This is a genomic window from Sanguibacter biliveldensis (assembly GCF_033798665.1).
Lineage (GTDB): Bacteria > Actinomycetota > Actinomycetes > Actinomycetales > Cellulomonadaceae > Sanguibacter > Sanguibacter inulinus.
The window spans coordinates 834,561-855,045 of the sequence record NZ_CP138359.1 but is presented as its reverse complement, the minus strand read 5'-3'; the positions used below and the strand labels follow the sequence as shown (position 1 = coordinate 855,045).

Sequence of the window (20,485 nt, the reverse complement as noted above, 5' to 3'; positions counted from 1 at the left end):
TCCGCCCCTCTCAGTTCCACACGAGCAGGACGACGACGACGAGGACACCGAACCCTGCGAGCATCATGGCCGCGTAGGACCGGACGTAGCCGTTCTGGACCTTCTTCACGGCCTCGCCGAGCAGACCCAGGGCCCCTGCGGCTCCCATGAACCCGCCGTCGACGACCTTCTTGTCGGCGTAGACGAGGGACCGCGTGAGGTACTGCCCAGGGCGCATGACGAGGTTCTCGTTGACGACGTCCTGGTACAGGTCGGCGCGCGCGGCACGGGTCAGGACGCTGCCGACGGGCGGCTCGACGGGGACCGTCGAGGCACCGTACTGGCGCCAGGCGAGGACGGCCCCACCGAGCACGAGCAGCAGCGTGAGGACCATGATCACCGGGACGGGCAGCACGGGCTCGTGGTGCTCGACGTGTCCGGTGACGGGCTCGAGCCACGAGGCGAACGCTCCCCCGACCATGAGCAGACCGCCGAGGGCGGCCGACCCGACGGCGAGGACCACCATCGGCACGGTCATGAGGGCGGGCGACTCGTGCGGGTGCCGCACGGGCAGCCCCGAGCCGTCGTCGCTCTCGACCCAGCGGCGCTGACCGTGGAAGGTCATGAAGAACAGCCTGGACATGTAGAAGGCCGTGATCCCCGCGCCGACGAGGGCGACGAGACCGAAGACCCACGGCTGCCAGCCGTGGCCACCGTCGGCTGCGAAGGCGCTCTCGATGATCTTGTCCTTGCTCCAGAACCCTGAGAAGGGCGGGATGCCGAGGATCGCGAGCCAGCCGAGCCCGAAGGTCACCCAGGTGACCTTCATGACCGCGGAGAGCCCTCCGAACCTGCGCATGCTCACGTCGTCGGACATGCCGTGCATCACCGAGCCAGCTCCGAGGAACATGCCGGCCTTGAAGAACCCGTGGGTCAGCAGGTGGAAGATCGCGAAGGCATAGCCGATCGGGCCGAGGCCCGCGGCGAGCATCATGTAGCCGATCTGCGACATGGTCGAGGCGGCGAGGGTCTTCTTGATGTCGTCCTTGGCGCAGCCGACGACAGCACCGAACACCAGGGTGACGGCGCCGACGACCGCGGTGACGAGGAGAGCATCCGGGGCCAGCGTGAAGACCGGGCCGGACCTCACGACGAGGTAGACACCCGCGGTGACCATGGTGGCGGCGTGGATGAGGGCGGAGACGGGCGTCGGGCCGGCCATCGCGTCCCCGAGCCAGGACTGCAGGGGGAACTGGGCGCTCTTGCCGCAGGCCGCGACGAGCAGCATGAGGGCGATCGCGGTGAGGCGGCCCGTGTCGGTGGTCTCGGCCCCGGCGAAGACCGAGGCGAAGTCGACGGCCCCGAAGGAGCTGAACATCAGCATGAGCGCGACGATCATCCCGACGTCGGCGACGCGGTTGACGATGAAGGCCTTCTTCGCGGCTGTCGCGTTGGCGGGCACGTGGTTCCAGAACCCGATGAGCAGGTAGGACGCGAGCCCCACACCCTCCCAGCCGACGAAGAGCAGCAGGTAGGAGTCCGCGAGCACGAGCAGCAGCATCGCCGCGACGAAGAGGTTGAGGTACGCGAAGAACCTGCGCCTGTCCGCGTCGTGCTCCATGTACGCGACCGAGTACAGGTGGATGAGGGTGCCCACGAAGCTGACGAGCAGCACGAAGGTCAGCGACAGCGGGTCGACCCGCAGGCCGACGTCGACCACGAGCGAGCCGGCGTCGAACCAGCGCCCGACGTGCACGTCGACGACGCGGTCGGCGGCGTCCCAGCCGAGCAGGGTGAGCAGGTACACGGCGCCGAGCACGAAGGTCGCCGCCGAGGCGAGCACGCCGAGCCAGTGGCCCCACGCGTCGGCGCGGCGGCCCGCGAGCAGCAGGATCCCGGCACCGACGAGCGGTACGACGACCAGCAACCAGGCAGAGTCGATCACAGAGGTGTCCACAGGTGTCCGCTCCCCGTCAGTTCTTCAGCAGGTTGACGTCGTCGACCGACGCAGACCTGCGGGTTCTAAAGATGGACACGATGATGGCGAGCCCGACGACCACCTCGGCGGCTGCGACGACCATCACGAAGAAGGCGATGACCTGGCCGCTGAGGTCTCCGTGCATGCGCGCGAAGGTCACGAAGGCGAGGTTGGAGGCGTTGAGCATGAGCTCGATCCCCATGAACACGATGATCGCGTTGCGGCGCAGGAGGACCGTCGTGGCGCCGATCGAGAACAGCAGGGCCGAAAGCACGAGGTAGTTGGACATGTCCATGTCAGCTCTCCTCCTCGGTGGTCCGCGGCGGGGTGGTGTCGGCCGCACCCGGGGTGCTGGGGTCGGCCGTCGGCTCGCCGGGGCCGTCCGTGCGGTCCACGTCGTGCGACGGGCCCGAGCCGACACCCCGTGGTCCCTGGCCGGACAGGTGCGCGATCTGCGCGTCGAGCGGCGCCTGCCGCTCCTGCCCGCGCACCCGCAGCACCCGCGAGACCGAGGCCTCGATGGGTCGGCCCTGCGGGTCGAGGGCTGGGACGTCCATCGCGTTGCGCTGGGCGTAGACCCCCGGGGCGGGCAGCGGGACGAGCGACTCTCCGCTCGCGACCCGTGCGTCGGCGCGCTCCTTCTGACCCACGCGCGGGGTGAGCCGCTGCTTGTGGGTGAGCGTGAGGGCGGCGAGGGCGGCCGTGATGAGCAGGACGCCGACGACCTCGAGGTTGAACACGAAGTCGCCGAAGAGCACCCGGGCGATCGCGACGGGGTTGGTGTCGGCGTTCGCCTCCTCGAGACCGATCCCTGCGGGGAAGGACACCCGCAGGATCACGCCGACGAGCACGGCGCCGAGCCCGATGCCGAGCAACCAGCCCACGAGCCGCTGACCACGGATGGTCTCGACGAGGGAGTCCGAGGCGTCGACGCCGACCAGCATGATGACGAAGAGGAAGAGCATCATCACGGCGCCCGTGTAGACGACGATCTGCACGATGCCGAGGAACGGCGCCTCGAGGGCGACGTACATGACGGCCAGGCAGACCATGACGAAGACGACGCAGAGCGTGGCGTGCACGGCCTTGCGGGCGAAGAGCAGCCCGAGCGCGGCGATCACCATGAGCGGCGCGAGGCACCAGAAGAGGACGGCCTCCGCCCCGCTCGTCACGAGCGGCCCGTCCCGGTCGGAGCGGGTGCTGTCGCGGGTGCCGACGCGGCTGGTCCCGAGGCGCCCCGCCCGGCGGCGGCGCGGGCCGTCTCGAGCGTCGGGTCGTCGGGCCTGTGCTCGGCGACCCACGCGACCTGCTCGGGCGTCGGCCCGGTGACCTCGCCGCGGTAGTACTGGGTGTCCTCGGTCCCGGGGACCATCGGGTGCGGTGCGGCGAGCATGCCGTCGCGCAGCGGGGCCAAGAGGTCCTCCTTCTCGAAGATCAGCCCGGCACGTGTCGGGCCTGTCAGCTCGTACTCGTTGGTCATGGTGAGCGCGCGGGTCGGGCAGGCCTCGATGCACAGGCCGCAGAAGATGCAGCGCAGATAGTTGATCTGGTAGACGCTCCCGTACCGCTCACCGGGTGACCTGTGACCGCCGTCAGGGAGGTCGGCGTTGCTCGCGCCCTCGACGTAGATGGCGTCCGCCGGGCAGGCCCAGGCGCAGAGCTCGCAGCCGATGCACTTCTCTAGGCCGTCGGCGTAGCGGTTGAGCTGGTGCCGGCCGTGGTACCGGGGCTTGGTGGGCACCTTCTCGAAGGGGTACTGCTCCGTGACCGTCGGCCTGAACATCGAGGAGAAGGTCACGCCGAAACCGGCGACGGGGGCGATGAGCTCGCGGACCCCCGACGCTGCCGGGCGCAGCTGCTGGTACCCGGCCGAGCCGTCGGTCGAGCCTGTCGCAGGTCCGCCGGTCGTCTCGCGGCCTCCGTCACTGCTGTGCGTGCTGTGCGTGCCGTGGTCACTCATCGTCGGTCTCCTTCGCGTGGGCCGTCGAGCTGTCGGACGCTGCTGGGACGCCTGGGCCGCCTGGGCCGGCTGGACCTGCTGAGATCGCCGCGGTGGCTCGCTGGCGCCGCGCTGCACGCGGCGAGGGTGGGAGCGACTGCCCGGGCAGCGGGGGGACGGGATATCCACCCGCGAAGGCGTCGAAGGGCTCGCCGGCCGCAGCACCTCCGGCGCCCGCAGCACCGCCAGCTCCCGCAGGCTCCTGCGCCGACGCAGGCTGCTTCTCGGGCCAGAACCTCAGCACCAGCATCGCCAGCAGGGCGACCGCGAAGACCACGACCCCGACGGTCTGGAGGTCGACGCCGCTGAACTCGCGGACACCGCGGACCACCGAGACACAGACGATCCAGGCGAGTGCGGCCGGGATGAGCACCTTCCAGCCGAAGCGCATGAACTGGTCGTAGCGCAGGCGCAGGACCGTCCCGCGGATCCACACGAAGAGGAACATGAAGCCCCACATCTTCACGAGGAACCAGAGGATGGGCCACCAGCCCTCGTTGAACATGCCGTCGTTGATCGCGGAGATCGGGAAGGGGGCGCGCCACCCACCGAGGAACAGCGTCGTGGCGACTGCGGAGACGTTGATCATGTTGATGTACTCGGCGAGGAAGAACCACGCGAACTTCATCGAGGAGTACTCGGTCATGTACCCGGAGACGAGCTCGCCCTCGGCCTCGGGGAGGTCGAAGGGCAGACGGTTCGTCTCGCCCACCATCGAGATCACGTAGATGAGGAAGGCCGGGAACAGCGGCAGGATCAGCCAGTACTCGGTCTGGTAGTCGACGATGTCACCCGTCGACATCGAGCCGACCATGATGAAGACGCTCACGAGGGACAGTCCCATCGCGAGCTCGTAGCTGATGACCTGCGCCGTCGAGCGGACCGAGCCGAGCAGCGGGTACGTCGAGCCCGAGGACCAGCCGCCGAGCACGATCCCGTACACGCCGACCGACGCGCAGGCGAGGATGTACAGGACAGCGACAGGGAAGTCGGTCAGCTGCGCGGGTGTCGAGATGTTCGTGAAGGGGATGGTCACCTGCGGTCCGAGCGGGATGACCGCGAAGGTCAGCAGCGCGCAGAACACCGAGATCATCGGCGCGACGAGGTAGACGATCTTGTCGGCCGCCTTGACGGTGATGTCTTCTTTGAGGAGCAGCTTCATCGCGTCGGCGAGGGACTGCAGCAGCCCGAAGGGCCCGTGCACGTTGGGCCCGGGCCGCACCTGCATGCGGGCGACCACCTTGCGCTCGAACCAGATCGCGATGAGCACGCTCGTCAGCAAGAACACGAGGATGAGGACGGCCTTGACGAGGTAGGTCCAGAAGGTGTCGTTCGAGAAGTCGACCATCACGCACCGTGCCCTTCGACGGAGGTCGGTACGGCGCCGGCGGCGCGCACCTGGACGACTGCGCCGGGCGAGACGCCGAGGGTGCTGTGCACCTGCGACCCCGGGGAGTTGAGCGGCACCCAGACCACGTGGTCCGGCATGTCCGTCACGACGAGCGGGAGCGTGATCGCGCCCGTCGACGTGGACACCTCGACTGACGACGGCAGGTCACCGCCGACAGGGGCCGTATCCCTGCCTGCACCGGTCACGAGCGCCGCCGCCGTGGTGGCCGACATCCGGGCGACAGGCCGCTTGGCCGTCCCGGCGAGGAAGAGCTCGCCGTCCTGGGCCCGCCCGCAGTCGAGCAGCATCCGCCACCCGGCGAGCACGGCCTGACCAGGCTGGAGCCCCGCAGGCTCGGTCACGGGCTCGGCCGGAGCCTCGACCCGCGCACCGTCCCAGCCGGCGAGCTGCTCGATCTCGGCGCGTGCGGCGTCGAGCGACCCCAGACCGAGCGAGACACCCATGACGTCAGCGACGGCGTCGAGCACCCTGTGGTCGGACAGCGCAGAGGAGTCCAGCGCTGCGGGGAAGGGACGGATGCGACCCTCCCAGCTCCAGTACGCGCCGGCCTTCTCGGCCGGCGGCGCGACGGGGAAGACCACGTCCGCGTGCTCGGTCACGTCGCTCGCCCGCACCTCGAGCGAGACGACGAAGTCCGCCACCTCGAGGGCACCGCGCGCCGCGACAGGGTCGGGCAGGTCGGCGAGCTCGAGACCGCCGACGACCACACCGCGCAACCGCCCCTCCGCGAGGGCCGAGACGATCCCGGCCGTGTCGAGGCCCGGGGAATGCGGGAGGGTGTCGACCGACCACGCGGCCGCGAGGTCGACCCGCGCCGCGGCGTCGGAGACCGGGCGACCGCCCGGCAGCAGGGTGGGCAGGGTGCCGGTCTCGACACCGCCGCGCTCACCAGCACGCCGCGGGACCCAGGCGACCCGTGCGCCTGTGCGCTCGGCGAGCCGCAGCACGGCGGAGAGGCCCCCGGGGACGCCTGCGAGACGCTCCCCGACGAGGATCACGCCCCGGCCGCCGTCCGCGAGCGCGTCGTGCACGTGGGCGAGGTCGTCATCGGTCCCGACGGCGTCGAGCACCTCGGGCTCGGTCCCCGGCGCAGCGGGGAGCAGCTCGCCGCCCCGGTCGCCGATCCGCAGCAGACCGCGCGAGGCGAAGGGCGCGATGCTGAAGGCTCGCAGACCACGGGTCTTGGCGGCCTTGCGCAGCCTGAGGAACACGACCCCGGCTTCTTCCTCGGGCTCGAGCCCGACGAGCAGCACGGCCGAGGCCGACTCGAGGGCGTCGAAGGTGACACCCAGACCAGAACCGGCGACGGCGTGCCCGAGGAAGGCGAGCTCTTCGTCGGAGTGCACCCGGGCACGGTGGTCGACGTCGTTGGTGCCGAGCACCACCCGGGCGAACTTCGCGTAGGCGTAGGCGTCTTCGATCGTCAGCCGACCGCCGGGCAGCACACCGACACCGCCGGCCGAGCGCCTGTCCGCCGTGCACGCGGCCCGCAGACCGGCGGCGGCCGCGTCGAAGGCCTCCATCCAGCTGGCCGGGCGCAGCTCGCCGCGGAAGCCGTCGGCCCCGCGCTCGCGGATCATCGGTGTGGTGATGCGGTCCGGCGCGGTCTGCCACGTGAAGGCAAAACGGTCCTTGTCGGTGATCCACTCCTCGTTGACCGCAGGGTCCTCCCCCGCCAGCCGGCGCATCACGGTGCCGCGGCGGTGGTCGACGCGGATCGCCGATCCCGAGGAGTCGTGCTCGGCGACCGACGGCGTCGAGACCAGGTCGAAGGGACGGGACCGGAACCTGTAGGCGGCCCCGGTCAGGGCACCGACCGGGCAGATCTGCACGGTGTTGCCGGAGAAGTACGACGCGAAGGGCTGCCCGGACTCGTCGGGCTCGGCGCCGCCCGTGGGCCTGTCGCCCGGGCCCTCGGGGTCCGCGAAGCCGAGCACGTCGGTGTCGAAGCGGCCGATCTGCTGCTGCGCGCCACGCTTCTGCAGGTCGATGAAGGCGTCTCCGGCGATCTGCTTGGAGAACCTCGTGCAGCGCTGGCACAGCACGCAGCGCTCACGGTCGAGGAGGATCTCGGTCGAGATCGAGATCGGCTTGGGGAAGGTCCGCTTGACGTCGACGAAGCGGCTGGTCGGCCGACCGTTGCTCATGGCCTGGTTCTGCAGGGGGCACTCGCCGCCCTTGTCGCAGACGGGGCAGTCGAGCGGGTGGTTGATGAGCAGCAGCTCCATGACCCCCTTCTGCGCCTTGTCGGCGACAGCCGAGGTGTGCTGGGTCTTGACGACCATGCCCGGCGTCGCCTCGAGGGTGCAGGAGGCCTGCGGCTTGGGCATCGGACGGACGTTGCCCTCGCGGTCGGGCATCGCGACGTCGACGAGGCACTGGCGGCACGCGCCGGCGGGCTCGAGCAGCGGGTGGTCGCAGAACCTCGGGATCTGCACCCCGACCTGCTCGGCTGCGCGGATGACGAGGGTGCCCTTGGGCACGGAGACCTCGACGCCGTCGAGGGTGAAGCTGATGTGGTCGGGCCGTGCCGGGGGCTCGGCCTGTGCGCCCTTGTCGACAGCGCCTTTGTTGTCGGTGACGGTCATCAGTGGCCTCCTGCGCCGGCTCCTACGAGCGCAGCGGCCCGCGTCCTCGGCGGATAGTCGAACAGGGCGGAGCGCGCGGGTGGGAACAGCTCGCTCGCGGGGGTGTGCATCCCGGCGTCGAACTCCTCCCGGAAGTACTGGACGGCTGAGGTGATGCACGAGGTGGCACCGTCGCCGAGGGCGCAGAACGCGCGGCCGAGGATGTTGTCGCAGGTGTCGAGGAGCGTGTCGATGTCGCCCTGGGTGCCCTGACCGGCCTCGAGGCGCCGGAGCACCTGCTTGAGCCAGTACGTGCCCTCACGGCACGGTGTGCACTTGCCGCACGACTCGTGGGCGTAGAACTCGGTCCACCGGGTCACGGCACGGACCACCGAGGTGGTCTCGTCGAAGATCTGCAGCGCCCGGGTGCCGAGCATCGAACCTGCCGCGGCGACAGACTCGTAGTCGAGCGGGACGTCGAGGTGCTCGGCCGTGAAGATCGGCGTCGACGACCCGCCCGGTGTCCAGAACTTCAGCTCGTGCCCCTCCCGGACGCCCCCGGCCATGTCGAGCAGCTCACGGAGGGTGATGCCGAGCGGTGCCTCGTACTGGCCTGGACGCGTGACGTGGCCCGAGAGCGAGAACAACCCGTGGCCGGCCGACCGCTCGGTCCCCATGGACGTGAACCAGGAGGCCCCGCGGGCGACGATCTGCGGCACGGAGGCGACAGACTCGACGTTGTTGACGACCGTCGGCCGGGCGTAGAGACCGGCGACGGCCGGGAAGGGCGGCTTGAGCCTCGGCTGGCCGCGCAGCCCTTCGAGCGAGTCGAGCAGCGCGGTCTCCTCGCCGCAGATGTACGCCCCCGCGCCGGCGTGCACGGTGACGTCGAGGTCGAATCCCGAGCCGAGCACGTCCTTGCCGAGGAACCCCGCGGCGTAGGCCTCCTCGACGGCCTTGAGCAGCCTGCGGTAGACGTGCAGGACCTCCCCGCGGACGTAGATGAAGGCGTGGTGGCAGCCGATCGCGTAGGAGGTGATGGCCACCCCCTCGACGAGGGTCTGCGGTGTGGCGAGCATGAGCGGGATGTCCTTGCAGGTCCCCGGCTCGGACTCGTCGGCGTTGACCACGAGGTACCGCGGGCCACCGTCGGGCGCGGGCAGGAAGCCCCACTTCATGCCCGTCGGGAACCCTGCACCGCCTCGGCCGCGCAGACCGGAGTCCTTGACGGTCTGGACGACGTCGGCGGCAGGCTGGGCGAGGGCGGCGCGCAGCCCCTCGTACCCGCCGTTCGCGAGATAGGTCTCCAGCGTCCAGGAGCGCTCGGCGTCCCAGTGCGCGGAGAGGACCGGTGCGAGCTCGGTGCTCATCGCTCCCCCTCGGTGGTCGTCGACGTGGTGTCGGCGGCCGCAGGATCGGTCTTCTCGTCGGCGGCCGGGGTCGGCTCGTCGGTCGACGTGGTGGTGGCCGGCGAGGTGTCGGCCGGTGTCTCCTCGGTGCGCTCGGCGCTCGACTGCTCGGCACCCGTCGACGGTGTCGCATCGGCGACCCCGCTGCCCTGGGCCGGAGCGTCCTCGTCGGGGGTCTGGTCTTCGGCACCGGTCCCACCCGGGCCGTCGGCACCTGCCGTCCACCCGTGCTCGCGCGCCAGCCGGGTCCCCCGGGTGGTGGGCTCACCGGCTCCGACACCCTCGTCGGCGCGTCCGTCCGTGAACCCCGCGAGGACGCGGGACATCTGCTTGAAGGAGCACACCGACGACGCTCCGCGCGTCGGCGCGACGTCCTTGCCCAGACGCAGGTCGTCGACGACGCCGCGGGCGCTCGCCGGGGTCTGCTGGTCGAAGAACTCCCAGTTGACCATCATCACCGGGGCGTAGTCGCAGGCCGCGTTGCACTCGATCCGCTCGAGGGTCACCGCACCGTCGTCGGTCGTCTCGTCGTGGCCGATCCCCAGGTGCTCCGACAGCTCGTCGAAGATCTCGTCGCCGCCCATGATCGCGCAGAGCGTGTTGGTGCAGACCCCGACCGTGTACTCACCGTTCGGGCGGCGCTTGTACTGCGTGTAGAACGTCGCGACAGCCGAGACCTCGGCCGGGGTGAGGTCGAGGATCCCCGCGCAGAACGTGATGCCCGAGCGGGAGACGTAGCCGTCCTCGGACTGGACGAGGTGCAGCATCGGCAGGAGCGCGGAGCGGGCCTGCGGATACCGGGCGACGATCTGGTGTGCGTCGGCGGTCAGCCGGGCGAGGGTGACCTCGTCGTAGCCGGTCCCCGTGGGGCCGACAGGTCGCTGCCCGGCGGGCTGGGTCTCGAGGCTCATCGGTCCACACCTCCCAGGACTGGGTCGAGCGAGGCGACCGCGACGACGACGTCGGCGACCTGGCCGCCCTCGCACATCAGGGCGACAGCCTGCAGGTTGTTGAAGGACGGGTCGCGGAAGTGCGCCCTGTAGGGACGGGTGCCGCCGTCCGAGACCAGGTGAACGCCGAGCTCGCCGCGGGGGTGCTCGACGGTCTGGAACACCTGCCCGGCCGGGACCCTGAAGCCCTCGGTCACGAGCTTGAAGTGGTGGATGAGAGCCTCCATCGACTGCCCCATGATCTCCCTGATGTGCTCGAAGGAGTTGCCCGCACCGTCGGTCCCGACGGCCAGCTGCGCAGGCCACGCGATCTTCTTGTCGGCGACCATCACGGGTTCACCCACGGAGCGCTCGAGCCGCTCGATGCACTGCGCAGCGATCTTGAGCGACTGGTAGCACTCTTCGATGCGCAGCACGACGCGGGAGTAACAGTCGGCGTCGGTCGAGGTCGGGACGTCGAAGTCGTAGGTCTCGTAGCCGCAGTACGGCGCGGACTTGCGGACGTCGTAGGGCAGACCCGCCGAGCGGAGCACCGGACCTGTCACCCCAAGGGCCATGCAGCCCGCGAGGTTGAGGTGCCCTGTGCCGACGAGCCTGGACTTGAAGATCGGGTTGGCGAGCATGAGGTCGCTCAGCTGCGCGAGGTACTTGCGGACCTCGGCGTCCATGTGCCAGAAGTCCTCGGAGAGTCCCGCGGGGACGTCCTGCGCGACACCGCCGGGTCGGATGAACGCGTGGTTCATGCGCAGACCCGTGACCGACTCGAAGATCCGCAAGATCTCCTCACGGGCTGTGAAGGAGATGGTCATGACCGTCGTCGCGCCCATCTCGTTGCCGCCGGTACCCAGGCACACCAGGTGGCTCGCGACCCTGTTGAGCTCCATGAGCAGCACGCGGATCACCTGCGCGCGCTCGGGGACGTCGTCCTCGATGCCCAGCAGCCGCTCGATCCCGAGGCAGTACGCGGCCTCCTGGAAGAACGGGGCCAGGTAGTCCATCCGCGTGCAGAAGGCGACACCCTGGGTCCAGGTGCGGAACTCCATGTTCTTCTCGATGCCCGTGTGCAGGTAGCCGACCCCGCAGCGCGCCTCGGTCACGGTCTCGCCGTCGATCTCGAGCATGAGGCGCAGGACCCCGTGGGTCGAGGGGTGCTGGGGACCCATGTTGACGACGATGCGCTCTTCGCCCAGCTCGGCGATCTCGGCCGCGATCTCGTCCCAGTCCCCGCCCGAGGACTCGAAGGACGGGACCGACGTGTCGTCGACAGGCGGGCGTGCGGCGTGCGGCCGGGCGGTCCCGGGCGCCGGTCCGGTCGACCTGGCGCTGCTCTGCGTGCTCACGAGTAGGACCTCCTCTGGTCCGGCGGGGGCACCGTCGCACCCTTGTACTCCACGGGGATGCCACCGAGCGGGTAGTCCTTGCGCTGAGGGTGGCCGGGCCAGTCGTCAGGCATGGCGATCCGGGCCAGGGCCGGATGACCGTCGAAGACGATCCCGAAGAAGTCCCAGGTCTCGCGCTCGTGCCAGTCGTTCGTCGGGTAGACGGTCGTGGTCGTCGGGATGTGCGGGTAGGAGTCGGGCACGGTGACCTCGAGGCGCAACGACCGTCCGTGGGTGATCGACATCAGGTGGTACACCGCGTGGAGCTCGCGCCCGACGTCACCGGGGTAGTGCACGCCCGAGACGCCCAGGCTCAGCTCGAAGCGGAGGTCCTGGTCGTCGCGCAGCGCCTGGCACACCGCGACGATGTGCTCCGGCCGCACGTGGATGGTCAGCTCGGTCCGCGCACCCGAACCGGCGGGCGGGTCGACCACCACACCCTCGACGGCCGTGTCGAAGGCAGTCCCGCCCTCGGCCAGCACCTCGGCCAAGACGTCGACCACCTCGTCGTACCAGCCGCCGTAGGGCCTCGGCGTCGCGAGCGGCCGGGTGACCGGGCGGACGAGACCGCCGAAGCCAGAGGTGTCCCCCGAGCCGTGCGCCCCGAACATCCCTGTGCGGACCTCGACGACCTCGAGCTCTTCACGCCCCTCGGGAGCGGCCGGGGCCGCGAGCACGTCGCCGCCGGCTGTCACGTCGGTCCGCGGCTCGGCCGCCGACCCTCCCCCTGCGCCGGGGTCCTTCTCCGTCATCGCAGCAGACCCTTCATCGCGGAGGTCGGGGTCGCCTCGAGAGCGGCGGCCTCGGCGGCACGTGCTGCCTCCCGGCGGTTGACGCCGAGCGGCTGGTCCTGGATCTGCTGGTGCAGCGCGAGGATCGAGTTGATGAGCATCTCGGGGCGGGGCGGGCACCCGGGCAGGTAGATGTCCACGGGCACGATGTGGTCGACACCCTGGACGATCGCGTAGTTGTTGAACATGCCGCCGCTCGACGCGCACACGCCCATCGACAGCACCCACTTGGGCTCGGGCATCTGGTCGTAGACCTGACGGACGACCGGAGCCATCTTCTGGCTCACCCGCCCCGCCACGATCATGAGGTCCGCCTGGCGCGGTGACGCACGGAACACCTCCATGCCGAAGCGCGAGAGGTCGAAACGGCTCGCGCCCGCCGCCATCATCTCGATCGCGCAGCACGCGAGCCCGAAGGTCACCGGCCACAGCGAACCCTTGCGGAAGTACCCCGCAAGGTCTTCGACGGTGGTCAGGAGGAATCCTGAGGGAGCTTCTTCGATCCCCATGTCGTCAGTACCTCTCGTCGCGTGGCGTGGCCGAGGGCGGACAGGCTCGCAGCGCGGTCGAGACGCGCGACGGTCCTCCTCGGGAGGAGCAGGTGCGCAGGTGCAGGTTCATCAGTCCCACTCGAATCCGCCGCGGCGCCACTCGTAGACGAAGGGCACGGTGATGAGGGCGAGGAAGGAGAGCATCGCGACGAGCCCGAACATCGCGAGCGTCGAGAAGTCGACGGCCCACGGGTAGAGGAACACGACCTCGATGTCGAAGATGATGAAGGTCATCGCCACCAGGTAGTACTTCACCGGGAAGCGGCCCCCGCCCGTCGCGTGCGGTGTCGGCTCGATCCCGCACTCGTAGGCGTCGAGCTTGGCGCGGTTGTAGCGCTTGGGACCGATGACAGCGCTCGCGGCGACGCCGCCGAGAGCGAGGACCATCGCGATCCCCATGAGGACCAGCAGCGGGACGTACGGGTTGTTCATGCGTTCGGCACCACCCTCGCGAGCCCGGCGATCACGCGGTCGACGATGTCGCCGCCGTGAGGCTCGTAGCAGTCGGACAGGAGCTTGACGACGATCTTCATGACGAGCGGCCTGGGCAGCCCGTAGGTGGTGCACAGGCGCATGATGCGAGGGTGCTCGATCACCCGGACGAAGATCCGCCCGAGCGTGTAGTAGCCGCCGAGGTCGCGGCTCATGGTGTCGGCGTAGGTCGACAGGGCCCGCTCGCGCGAGTCGTCCGTGGTCCGTGCGGCGGCCTGGGCGATCACGTCGGCGGCGACGCGGCCGGCCTGCATGGCGTAGGCGATGCCCTCACCGTTGAAGGGGCTCACCATGCCGCCCGAGTCGCCGACGAGCATGAGCCCGCGGGTGTAGAGCGGCTTGCGGTTGAAGGCCATCGGCAGCGCGGCCCCGCGGACCGGGCCGATCTGGTTCTCCGGGGTGAAGCCCCACTCTTCGGGGGTGTTCTCCATCCACTGCGCGAAGAGCTTCTTGTAGTCGATCTTCGTGGCGGCGGCGGTCGAGGAGACCGACCCGAGACCGACGTTGACCGTGCCGTCGCCGAGGGCGAAGATCCAGCCGTACCCGGGCAGCAGGTTGGACTTCCCCGGGGCACCGTCCCACAGCTCGAGCTGGGACTCCATCCACGGGTCGTCGTGGCGGGGGCTGGTGAAGTAGGTGCGGACCGCGACGCCCATCGGCCGGTTCATGGCCTTCTCGATGCCGAGCGACGTCGCCATGCGGGCCGAGACACCGTCGGCGGCGATGACGACAGGTGCGCGGTAGGTCGTCTCGTCACCGGCGCGCCGTCCGTCGGCGTCGACGGGCCTGGCGGTCACGCCGACCACACGCCCCGTGCGCTCGTCGACGACGGGCCCGGTGACGTTGGTGCGCTCCATGAGCTTGGCGCCGGTCGCCCGGGCGTGCTCGGCGAGGGTCTGGTCGAGGTTCATCCGCGAGCGCGCGAGCCCGTACGACGGGTACGAGCGGAGCTCGGGCCACGGGAACTCGAAGGAGCGACCGCCCGCGACGGCGCGCAGACCGATGTTGCGGATCCAGCCGTCTTCCTCGCGGGTGGGCACACCCATCCGGACGAGCTCGCTCACGGCGCGCGGGGTCAGGCCGTCGCCGCAGATCTTGTCGCGGGGGAAGCCTGACTTCTCCATGAGGATGACGTCGAGGCCAGCGGCGGCGCAGTAGTGCGCAGCGGCAGACCCGGCCGGGCCCGCGCCGACGACGATGACGTCTGCGTCATCGTTGCCCGTGAGTCTCATGCCGTGCCACCTGTCCGACGCGAGCTGCCTGTGAGGTCTGGGGCGGGGGTCAAGCCGTGACAGAGGTCACCGTCGAGCCCCGTACCTGCCGTGCTGGTTGTGGTCGTCTCGCGACGACCGCTTGTGAACTTCTTCACAAGCGACGAGGCCACTCTATCCACGGTTCCCTCACATTGTCTGCTTAGGCGACCCTTGCCTGGCCGCAGGTCAGGGACCTGCGGGAGCGCACCTCAAGAGGTCGCTGCAGTACCCCGCGAAGTCCGGCGCGGCCGCCCTGGACGGCAGCGCAGAGCCGGGTCCGAGCGCCGGGGCGCACCCGGGCACCCGGTCGGCCGGGTGGCCGGGTGGCCGACCGACACCCAGGTGACGACCCGGGAGAGGACTCAGGCCGGGCGTGTCGCCCTGTGCAGCGCGACGATCCCACCGGTGAGGTTGCGGTAGCCGACAGAGCCCCACCCGGCGTCGAGCAGGAGACGGCCCAGGCCCTCCTGGTCGGGCCAGGCGCGGATCGACTCCGCGAGGTACTCGTAGGAGCCGGAGTCCTTGGTGACGGCCCCGGCGACCTTCGGCAGGGCGCGCATGAGGTACTCGGAGTAGACGGTGCGGAACGGCTTCCACGTCGGCTGGGAGAACTCGCACACCACGAGGCGCCCGCCCGGGCGCACCACGCGCAGCATCTCGCGGAGCCCGCCCACGGTGTCCACCACGTTGCGCAGGCCGAAGGAGATGGTCACGGCGTCGAAGGACGCGTCGGCGAAGGGCAGACGGGTCGCGTCACCGGCTGTGAAGGGGAGGTCGGGCCTGCGAGACTTGCCGACGCTGAGCATGCCGAAGGAGAAGTCGCACGGGACCACGCGCGCGCCCGCCGCGGCGAAGGGCTCGCTCGACGTGCCGGTCCCCGCAGCGAGGTCGAGGACCGTCTCCCCCGGCTGGGCGTCGACGGCCTGGAGCGTGGCGCGACGCCACGACCTCGTCTGCCCGGCCGAGACCAGGTCGTTGACCAGGTCGTAGTGCTGGGCGATCCCGTCGAACATCGACGCGACCTCGGTGGGCTTCTTGTCCAGGCTCGCACGTGACATGAGGCCATGCTCTCACCCGAGGCACGCACGCGGCACCTCGCGGTCGTACGCTTGGAGGCGATGAATCCCCTGTCGTCCGCGGACGTTGCCCCCGAACCGTCGTCACCCCAGCTCGTGGTCCGCACCACGCTGCTCGGCACCGTCCTCGACGAGCACCCCGCAGCGCTGCTCAGGCTGCTCCCCCGCACCGCTCCCCTGGCCTGGGTCCGCCGCGGCGACGGCCTGGTCGCCTGGGGCGAGGTGGCCCGCGTCGAGACGCGCGGCCCCACACGGTTCGCGGACGCCGAGGCCGCCTGGGCGGCGTTGCGCTCGCGCGCCGTCGTGCGCGACGACGTCGACCTGCCTGGCACGGGCCCCGTGGCCTTCGGGTCCTTCGCCTTCGAGGAGGGGTCGGAGCAGCGCAGCGTGCTCGTCGTCCCGCGGGTGGTCGTCGGACGACGCGGACGGACCGCGTGGATCACGACCATCACGACCTCGCAGACCTCGGCAGGCTCGGCGCCGACCCTCGCCCCCGTCCCCACGCTCGCCCACGTGCTCGAGGACGTCGAGCCGGTGACAGCACCCGGAACCGTGACGTACAGCCAGGGAGCCGTCGCCGACGAGGCGTGGACCGACGCGGTCGAGCAGGCGGTCCAGCAGATCCGCGACGGCCGCCTCGACAAGGTGGTCATGGCGCGCGACGTCCAGGCGCGGACCGAGGCGCCGATCGACCCGCGGTGGCTGCTGACCCGCCTGGCGACCGCGTACACGGGCTGCTGGACCTTCAGCGTCGACGGCATGGTCGGCGCGACCCCCGAGCTGCTGGTCCGCAGCGAGAAGGGTCTGGTCACCTCGCGGGTGCTCGCCGGCACGATCCGCCGCACCGGTGGGGAGGAGGCCGACCTCGCCAGGGCCGCGAAGCTCGCGCACTCCTCCAAGGACCTCGAAGAGCACGAGTACGCCGTCGCGTCGGTCGCCGAGGCGCTCGCCCCGTTCTGCCAGTCGCTCAACGTCCCCGAGACGCCCTTCGTGCTGCACCTGCCGAACGTGCTGCACCTCGCGAGCGACGTCACCGGCGTGCTGTGCACGCGGGGGACGGGCAGCCTGGCCGCCCAGGCGGGCTCTGCGAGCCCGACCGCGACCGCGGGGCTGGTCGGCCCTTCGGGGCTGGTCGGACCAGGCAGCACGTCCACGTCCGCAGGCAGTCCCACCGTCACCCCGCCGTCGAGCCTGACCCTGGCCGCTGCGCTGCACCCGACCGCCGCCGTGTGCGGTACGCCGACGCCCGTCGCGAACGACCTCATCCGTGCCCTCGAGGGCATGGACCGCGCCCGCTACGCCGGTCCCGTCGGCTGGGTGGGCGGCGACGGAGACGGCGAGTGGGGCATCGCGCTGCGCTCTGCCTCGCTCGACCCCGAGGACCCGCACTCAGCCCGGCTCTTCGCAGGATGCGGTGTGGTCGCCGCCTCGGACCCGGCCGCCGAGCTGGCCGAGACCGAGGCCAAGCTCGAGCCGATGCGGCTCGCCCTCGGCGCGGAGCCCGTCGGCTCCGACTAGTCTCGTCCGCATGGCCGACCCCCTCTTCGAGAGTCTCTTCGCCGCGCTCGAGGCGAACCCGACGAGCACGCCGCTCCGCCTCCAGGTAGCCCGGCTGCTGCTGGACCGCGGCCGCCTGGAGGAGGCGACGACCCAGGCCGCGACGGCGCTGGCCCACTCCCCCGGCGACACCGACGCCCTCGCGCTCCTCACCGAGGCGACCACGGCGATGCGCGCAGCCGGTGCACGAGGAGGGGCTCTGGGCACAAGCAGCCCGTCGGAGGCGGACCACAGCGAGTCAGCGGTCGACGTACCGGACGGCTCGAGCGCCTACACCCGTCCGCCGGTCCCAGGCACTGCGGCGGCCCACCCAGTGAGGGTCGCCGACGACACCTCAGCTCCTGACGCACCTCGTCCGTCCCTGGACTTCGACTGGAACCGCGCCGAGTCCGAGGTGGGTGAGTCCTCCGTCCCGCCGCCCTTCGTCGACGCCACCCCGCCGACATCCACCCCGCCGACCTCCACCCCGCGAGCGCTGCCCGTCGAGCCCGGTGCCGAGGAGCCCGCGGCCCTCCTTGACGTCGACGAGCGCCGGGTGACCCTCGACGACGTCGGTGGCCTCGAGACCGTCAAGCGCCGCCTGCGCGAGAGCTTCCTCGAGCCGATGCGCCACCCCGAGCTCGCCAAGGCCTTCGGCAAGACGCTCCGCGGCGGACTCGTCCTCTACGGCCCGCCGGGCTGCGGCAAGACCTACATGGCGCGGGCCATCGCCGGCGAGCTCGGCGCCAGGTTCCTCACGGTCAACCTCACCGACATCCTCGCGCCGCACTTCGGGCAGACCGAGCGGAATCTGCACGCACTGTTCGAGCGTGCGCGGTCGCTCACCCCGGCCGTGCTGTTCCTCGACGAGATCGACGCGATCGGGGCGAAGCGGTCGAGCATCGGCGCCGGGTGGTCCGGCATGCGCGCGATGGTCGACCAGCTGCTCATGGAGCTCGACTCGATGGAGGCCGACAACGACGGCCTCTTCGTGCTCGCGGCGACCAACAGCCCGTGGGACGTCGACCCCGCCCTGCTGCGCCCTGGCCGCTTCGACCGGATGCTGCTCGTGCTGCCTCCTGACGAGCCTGCCCGTGACGCGATCTTGCGCATGCACCTGGAGCGCCGCCCTGTCGCCGGGATCGACGTCGCCGAGCTCGTGCGCAGCACCGCAGGGTTCTCGGGCGCCGACCTCGAGCACCTCGTGGCCTCAGCGGCCGAGCAGGCCATGATGCTCTCGATCCGCTCGGGCGAGGTCCAGCCGATCACGATGACCGAGCTGCGGCACGTGCTGGGCGAGGTCCGCCCGTCGACAGGTGCGTGGCTCGCATCCGCGAAGAACGTCGTGGCCTTCGCCAACACGGACGGACGGTACGACGACCTCGCGGAGCACCTCGCCGAGCGCAAGCGACGCTGACCGGTGGCCCAGACCGCTGACGAGGTCGCCGTCCACGCGCAGGCCTATCTCTCGATCGGGCAGACCGACCGCGCCGCAGACCTCCTCGAGCGCGCCCTGGCCGAGGACCCAGACGACCTCGGCCTGCTGCTCACCCTCGCGAAGACCCGGTCGGCGCAGGGTCGGTGGGCCGAGGCGGTCGAGGTCGCCCGCGCAGCCGTCGCGGTAGACGCCGTCTCGCCCGCCGCGCGGCTGGTCCTGGCGGAAGCCGCGCTCAGGCTCGGCGACACCGTGCTGACGGCCGAGCAGGCCGAGGTGGTGCTCGCCCGTCGCCCCGAGGACCCGACCGCGTTGCTGCTGCTCGCGGCGAGCGGAGCCGACGACAGGTCGCCCGCCGGCCGGGCACTGACCCGTGAGCGGTCCAGGCGCGCACTGTCCTCGGGCGACGAGCCCTGGATGATCGCGATGGCGGCACGGCTCGAGGCTCATGCCGGGAAGGTCTCCGAGGCACGCAGGCTGGTCAGCGCGGGCCTCGAGCGGCATCCGACGGACGACGGGCTGCTGCGGGCACGTCTGGACCTCGCCTCCGAGCCGTCCGACGAGACCGTCGCAGTCGTCGAAGACCTCCTCGCCGCGTCTCCGACCGACCCGGACCTGCACTTCCGCTACCTCGCCCTGGTCGCCCAGCGCCGACGTCGACGGCTCACGGCGCTCTGGGCAGCACCCGTCGCGACGGCTCTCGGGCTCACGGTCCTCGACGGTGCGTGGCGGTTCGTCTGGGTCGCGCTCGTCCTCGTGCTGGGCCTCGGGTCCGCGCTCGGAGGCCTTCGGGAGTCCCAGGGTGTTCCCGCCCCCGTCCGCGCCGGGCTCGCGCTCGGCGGACCGTGGGACTGGGTCGAGCGGGCTGCCGTACGGATCGGGTCGCTCGCCGTGGTGCTCGGGTCGCTCGTGCTGGCCGGTGGCGTCCCTGCAGGCGCCGTCCTGCTCGTCGTGGCCTCGGGCTGCTGGGTCGTGGCGCGGGCCGTGCAGCTCCGCCGCGAGCGCAGGTCGGCCCGCGACGCCGACGCCGCGACCAGGCCGGTCGTCGGCGGCACCCCCTCGCAGGCCGAGGACCGGACGGCCGCGGGCTCGCCACCCGGCCCCGCCACGGTCTCGGTCGCAGCCGACCGACGCTTCCAGGCTCTCGCGACCCCGGTGCTCCTGCTCCCTGTCGCAGCACTGTCGCTCCTGCCTGCGAGCACACCGGAGGACCTCGCTGCCCGGGCGGCGCTGGGGCTCGTCGCGGCCGTCGTCGCACTGACCGCGGTCACAGAGTCTGTCGGCTGGGGGCCGCTGCCCACGGTGCGCCGCACAGCGGTCGTGCAGCGCAGCGTCGTGGTGGTCCTGGCTGTCGCCGCCGCGGTGCTGCTCGTCCCGTCAGCCGACAGGCTGGGCCAGGCGACCGCGGAGTGGACCCGTGAGAACCCGTCGACACGCGACGTCGGCCCGACCGGCGAGGTCCGGCCGACGATCCCTCCAGGCAGCCTCACCCCAGCACCGTCCCCGAGCATCTCGGTCACGGTGCCGGACCTCTCGGTCCTGACGGACCTGCCCGACCTCGGACCGTCGCAGGACTGACGGGGCTGCCCACGCACGAAGGCGGCGCCACGCAGGGGAACGTGGCGCCGCCGGGTCCTCACCCGGCACGAGGGGGGCGCGCCGGGGAGGAGTGTGTGTCC

At 71.1% G+C, this 20,485-nt stretch carries 17 protein-coding genes; 3 read left to right on the top strand and 14 right to left on the bottom strand.

The features are described from left to right. Positions 1-10: 10 nt before the first annotated feature. The 14 genes from nuoL to SANBI_RS03605 all read right to left on the bottom strand — a co-directional run bounded on the left by nuoL (position 11) and on the right by SANBI_RS03605 (position 15,817). Complete coding sequence (gene nuoL / locus SANBI_RS03670; protein WP_319159030.1) at positions 11-1,924, bottom strand: NADH-quinone oxidoreductase subunit L; 1,914 nt, start codon at positions 1,922-1,924, stop codon at positions 11-13. Positions 1,925-1,952: 28 nt separating this feature from the next. Beyond that, positions 1,953-2,252 (bottom strand): NADH-quinone oxidoreductase subunit NuoK, encoded by a 300-nt coding sequence (nuoK, locus tag SANBI_RS03665; protein WP_319159027.1) that lies wholly within the window; start codon positions 2,250-2,252, stop codon positions 1,953-1,955. A gap of 1 nt (position 2,253) precedes the next feature. After that, entirely contained in the window at positions 2,254-3,129 is an 876-nt protein-coding gene (locus SANBI_RS03660; protein WP_319159025.1) for an NADH-quinone oxidoreductase subunit J, read from the bottom strand. Beyond that, complete coding sequence (gene nuoI, locus SANBI_RS03655; RefSeq protein ID WP_319159023.1) at positions 3,126-3,917, bottom strand: NADH-quinone oxidoreductase subunit NuoI; 792 nt, start codon at positions 3,915-3,917, stop codon at positions 3,126-3,128. The genes SANBI_RS03660 and nuoI overlap by 4 nt, the downstream gene beginning before the upstream one ends. Beyond that, positions 3,910-5,304: an NADH-quinone oxidoreductase subunit NuoH gene (gene nuoH, locus SANBI_RS03650; protein WP_319161174.1), complete on the bottom strand. Its 1,395-nt coding sequence runs from the start codon at positions 5,302-5,304 to the stop codon at positions 3,910-3,912. Before nuoH ends, nuoI begins: the two co-directional genes overlap by 8 nt. Beyond that, entirely contained in the window at positions 5,304-7,955 is a 2,652-nt protein-coding gene (locus tag SANBI_RS03645; RefSeq protein ID WP_319159021.1) for an NADH-quinone oxidoreductase subunit G, read from the bottom strand. Before SANBI_RS03645 ends, nuoH begins: the two co-directional genes overlap by 1 nt. Beyond that, positions 7,955-9,304, bottom strand: a complete 1,350-nt coding sequence (gene nuoF, locus SANBI_RS03640) for an NADH-quinone oxidoreductase subunit NuoF (RefSeq protein WP_319159019.1) — start codon at positions 9,302-9,304, stop codon at positions 7,955-7,957. Before nuoF ends, SANBI_RS03645 begins: the two co-directional genes overlap by 1 nt. Continuing rightward, a complete protein-coding gene (nuoE, locus tag SANBI_RS03635) occupies positions 9,301-10,254 on the bottom strand; it encodes an NADH-quinone oxidoreductase subunit NuoE (protein ID WP_056136581.1) in 954 nt (317 codons plus the stop codon). Before nuoE ends, nuoF begins: the two co-directional genes overlap by 4 nt. Next, positions 10,251-11,633, bottom strand: a complete 1,383-nt coding sequence (locus SANBI_RS03630; protein ID WP_408669733.1) for an NADH-quinone oxidoreductase subunit D — start codon at positions 11,631-11,633, stop codon at positions 10,251-10,253. The genes nuoE and SANBI_RS03630 overlap by 4 nt, the downstream gene beginning before the upstream one ends. Continuing rightward, positions 11,630-12,424 (bottom strand): NADH-quinone oxidoreductase subunit C, encoded by a 795-nt coding sequence (locus SANBI_RS03625; protein ID WP_319159017.1) that lies wholly within the window; start codon positions 12,422-12,424, stop codon positions 11,630-11,632. Before SANBI_RS03625 ends, SANBI_RS03630 begins: the two co-directional genes overlap by 4 nt. After that, positions 12,421-12,972 carry a NuoB/complex I 20 kDa subunit family protein gene (locus SANBI_RS03620; protein ID WP_056136574.1) on the bottom strand — a complete coding sequence of 184 codons (552 nt, stop codon included), beginning with the start codon at positions 12,970-12,972 and terminating at the stop codon, positions 12,421-12,423. Before SANBI_RS03620 ends, SANBI_RS03625 begins: the two co-directional genes overlap by 4 nt. A 111-nt stretch (positions 12,973-13,083) precedes the next feature. Further along, complete coding sequence (locus tag SANBI_RS03615; RefSeq protein WP_056136572.1) at positions 13,084-13,446, bottom strand: NADH-quinone oxidoreductase subunit A; 363 nt, start codon at positions 13,444-13,446, stop codon at positions 13,084-13,086. Continuing rightward, the gene (locus tag SANBI_RS03610) at positions 13,443-14,738 is read right to left on the bottom strand and encodes a geranylgeranyl reductase family protein (RefSeq protein ID WP_319159014.1); all 1,296 of its coding nucleotides are present in this window, start codon (positions 14,736-14,738) and stop codon (positions 13,443-13,445) included. Before SANBI_RS03610 ends, SANBI_RS03615 begins: the two co-directional genes overlap by 4 nt. Before the next feature lie 383 nt (positions 14,739-15,121). Continuing rightward, the gene (locus SANBI_RS03605) at positions 15,122-15,817 is read right to left on the bottom strand and encodes a demethylmenaquinone methyltransferase (RefSeq protein WP_056136568.1); all 696 of its coding nucleotides are present in this window, start codon (positions 15,815-15,817) and stop codon (positions 15,122-15,124) included. 60 nt (positions 15,818-15,877) lie between these two features. On the opposite strand from SANBI_RS03605, the gene SANBI_RS03600 reads away from it, so the two are divergent. Genes SANBI_RS03600 through SANBI_RS03590 form a run of 3 tightly spaced genes read left to right on the top strand, consistent with a single transcriptional unit; the run spans position 15,878 to position 20,384 of the window. Continuing rightward, the gene (locus tag SANBI_RS03600; RefSeq protein WP_319159010.1) at positions 15,878-17,353 is read left to right on the top strand and encodes an isochorismate synthase; all 1,476 of its coding nucleotides are present in this window, start codon (positions 15,878-15,880) and stop codon (positions 17,351-17,353) included. 10 nt (positions 17,354-17,363) lie between these two features. Beyond that, entirely contained in the window at positions 17,364-18,788 is a 1,425-nt protein-coding gene (locus SANBI_RS03595) for an ATP-binding protein (protein WP_319159008.1), read from the top strand. Between the two features lie 3 nt (positions 18,789-18,791). After that, positions 18,792-20,384, top strand: coding sequence for a tetratricopeptide repeat protein (locus tag SANBI_RS03590; protein ID WP_319159004.1), 1,593 nt, complete (start codon positions 18,792-18,794; stop codon positions 20,382-20,384). Positions 20,385-20,485: the final 101 nt, after the last annotated feature.